This window comes from Sulfurimonas sp. (assembly GCF_027056685.1).
Lineage (GTDB): Bacteria > Campylobacterota > Campylobacteria > Campylobacterales > Sulfurimonadaceae > Sulfurimonas.
In genome coordinates, this window is record NZ_JALUKE010000150.1 from 1 (window position 1) to 2,886 (window position 2,886).

At 34.5% G+C, this 2,886-nt stretch carries 2 protein-coding genes; both read right to left on the minus strand.

Features of this window, described 5'->3' with window-relative positions; translation table 11 throughout:
* Positions 1 to 291: 291 nt before the first annotated feature.
* Positions 292 to 939, minus strand: a complete 648-nt coding sequence (locus MVY38_RS06490; protein ID WP_297484515.1) for a type II secretion system protein — start codon at positions 937 to 939, stop codon at positions 292 to 294.
* 106 nt (positions 940 to 1,045) lie between these two features.
* Entirely contained in the window at positions 1,046 to 2,860 is a 1,815-nt protein-coding gene (locus MVY38_RS06495) for a citrate/2-methylcitrate synthase (protein ID WP_297484518.1), read from the minus strand.
* Positions 2,861 to 2,886 lie beyond the last annotated feature (26 nt).

Below are 2,886 nucleotides of genomic sequence, written 5' to 3' on the forward strand. Positions count from 1 at the left end.
CTTTATATACAGTATAGTTATCTATTACTATAGGGAAACTAACTAAATTAATAGTTAGATTACAAATAGAATAGACGGTTGTTGTTATATTAGTTATTTCTAAATAAGATAACTAGTTTGTTACTTACTAGTCTCTTACTTGCTTAGTTTTCAATGATCTCAAACATTCTCAAAAGCTTCTACTTGAAGTCTCTCTAGCCCTTTTAAACAAGGTCTCTCTGTTTGTGGATGGGAATTATAGAGAAGTGATGCTTAATTGTCGCTTAAGTTGTAAAGAGAATGGGGAAGAATTTAAAAAGTTATACGCACATAGCCTGTTTCAGGCATTATTGTAATTTTGGCTTCTTTTGTACCTTTTTTTAATACTATAGTACATTTATTTTTTAGTAATCTATCAGTCCCTGCATGATAACTGCCTGTCATTGTACTTTGATCACCACGCATAGGTCTTCCAATATGATCAAATGCCAATCTTTGACCACATGTAAATGTTATATCATCAATTCCAAAACTGCTTCCTAAGTTTAGCTTTTTCATACCAACAAAATTAGAATTACTATAATTCAAATTATTTGCACCTGTATAACCACCTGTCATTCGTTGATTTAGATTCATAGGATTAATAGCTATCTCAGCTTCACTTGCATCACCTGTTGCATGTCCTGCAGTGTCAGAAAATATTGTATATGCCCATTGATTATTTGAATCTACATTCTTTCCAAAAAGTATCTGCCATCTCCTTTGATACCAATCAGGATCTAATGCATTAAACTTATCATCTATTATTGCTAAATGCTGCGTATAACGGATATCTGAAAGAAGTTGCACAGCTGCTTCTTGAAGAGGACTGCGTTCTGTCCTTGTAATTAAAATTGCGGACAATACCCCAACAACCATAATAACAAAAACTAATTCAAGTAATGTAAATGCTTTTTTCATACCTTAAGTATATCGTAAAAATATTGAATATAAAAGAGAAGAGTTAAAAGAGAATCAAAGAGTGATACAGTAGCTAGAAATTTTTCTAGCTACCAAGTAGAATAAATTATATTTTTTCTGCTTTTTGTACATCATAAAGTATGTCATCCATTGGATGTCTATACATTGGCATTGCAAGGCGTTTTTCATCAAGTACATGACCAATGAAACCTATTGAACGACCAACAATGAAGAATGCATTAAGTGTACCTGAAGATATAAATTCATTAATTTCTTCCTCACTATAACCTAATGCTCTCCACATATCTACCATTAAAATACCAATTGTTCCATCAACATTAAGAATCAAGTTTTCTTTTTTAGATGTAGTTAATTGCTCAACTGTTAATGCATAATCAAATAATGGTGTTGCTGGAAAATACTCTTTCGCGAATTTTTTAAGCCCTTCAACACGTAAATCTGGATTTTTCAAAGATTTAATACGATGACCAATACCTGGAATTGGAATACCCGCTTTTTTCATATGACCTAAAAATTCTGCTGGAGACAAGTTATTGTCATCAGCATATTTAAAGTGTTGTGCTGCACCATCAATAGCACCACCAAAACGAGGACCAATAGTTAAAAGACCTGTTACAAGTGCTTCAACAACTGATTTACCAGCACGAGCAGTAACTTTTGCATTATGCGCACCTGAAACTGCAGGACCATGATCTGCAACAGTTTTAATTACGGTTTCAATAAATTCTGTAGCCCATTTTGGATACTGTTTTTTAAACCATAGAAGTGAAATAACATCACCGATTCCTTTACCTGTATCTGGAGTAGCAACTGAAGAGATAGGGAAACCTGCATATGTACACTCTTCACCTCTGTCATCAGAAATAGTACAGATAAATTGTTTTGAACGACGTACTTTTGGTACAACATTCATATCCGGTTCTGGAATTTCACCTATAACACCATCCGCTCTTAACTCTGCATAGACTTCATTAATAGTAGCTGGTAAATCATTGAAAGATGCTGGAACATGAATGCCTGCCTCTGCCATTGCTTTATTCTTCGCAGCTGCAGTTTCAGCATCAGCATTTGCAGATGCACCTGCATGACCAAATTGCACGCCTGAGCTAAAGTGTTTAGCAATCGTACCAATACACCAAGCGATAACAGGTTTAGTAATTTGACCGTTTTTAATAGCTTCAATTACTTTATACTCTTCAGTACCACCAACTTCACCAAGAAGTACCATATATTTTACATCTGGATTTTTTTCCATTCGAAGCATATTGTCGATAAAAACTGATCCAACAAATCTATCTCCACCAATAGCAACACCTTCAGCAATACCATCAGCATTGAGTGCAATAATGTTTGAAAGTTCATTAAAAAGACCACCTGAACGAGTTACAAGTCCACATGAACCAGCACGATGTAGTTTTGAACGAACAATATTTTCAATTGTCCCACCAATATTTGCAATTTTAAATGCACCTGGAGCAATAGCACCAACAGTTGCTGGCCCAATTACCGTAACACCAGCTTTACGAGCTGTATTGTTCATTTTTCTTGCAAGTCTTTCAGGAATACCCTCAGCAGTAACCATAATAGATTTAAATCCACCAAGTTCTACAGCTTCCATAGTTACATCATAAGCAGTTCTAAAAGAACCAAAGTTTAAAAGAACATCAGCATTTGGATGTGCTTCTTTAGCATCTGCAGTACATTTATAAAGAGGAACCATTATTTCATCTGGACCCCAAAAGAATTTTTCAAATTTATTTCCACTCGTTGGAGCAACGATTGCTGCAACAGAAGGAGTATCTCTTTTAATTGTATAATCATAATCTAACATTCTTTGAATAGCAGTTTTATTGTTGTTCCAAAAAATCGCTTGTGTATCTCTAGTATATAATTTTTCCATTTTAGCCCCTTACTTCTCTAATGCCA

Excerpts from the sequence above, each read along its gene's own strand:
- MVY38_RS06490 (WP_297484515.1), bottom strand. The coding sequence starts at position 939 with ATGAAAAAAGCATTTACATTACTTGAATTAGTTTTTGTTATTATGGTT.
- MVY38_RS06495 (WP_297484518.1), bottom strand. The coding sequence starts at position 2,860 with ATGGAAAAATTATATACTAGAGATACACAAGCGATTTTTTGGAACAAC.